Here is a 421-nt window from a genome sequence, read left to right as displayed (position 1 = left end):
TACATCATCAGGATCAGACCAATCGCGATCGGGATGTTGGTCGACCCTATGGAGAGGCTGTTCAACGCGCTGGGCACACCCTCGAACAACGCCCCCATACCAACGCCGAGCGCCATGGCGGCGAAGATCCAGAGCGTGAGATACCGGTCCAGGAAGGACAGGCGGGAGGTATCAGTGGTCATGGGGATTTCCGGAAGGACGGTCAGTTGATCTGTGCGATCGGGTCGAGCCGGGCCTTGAGGGCCTCGCAGTCATCCCAGGCGCTGTCGGAGATCTCCAGGAAGGCCCTCAGGCGCGCCTTGATGATCTGGTGCGCGCGATCAAAGGCTTCGGCTTTCTCTCCGTCCGAGCCTTCAACGCCGGCCGGATCGAACAGGCCCCAGTGCACCCGTACAAAGTCGCCGAACACTACCGGGCATGC

General features: G+C 62.0%; 1 protein-coding gene and 1 pseudogene. Both read right to left on the bottom strand.

All coding sequences use genetic code 11. The features are described 5' to 3' along the window. A pseudogene (locus AC2A1N_RS13785) lies at window positions 1-182 on the bottom strand (arsenical-resistance protein); the annotation flags it as partial. A gap of 20 nt (window positions 183-202) precedes the next feature. Further along, window positions 203-421 (bottom strand): low molecular weight phosphatase family protein (locus tag AC2A1N_RS13780; protein ID WP_484372600.1); only part of this gene is annotated, 219 nt, incomplete at its 5' end.

The organism is Stenotrophomonas maltophilia group sp. SKK55, from assembly GCF_057179845.1.
Note: the sequence above shows the minus strand (reverse complement) of the source record. Positions and strands in the feature narration are given on the sequence as shown.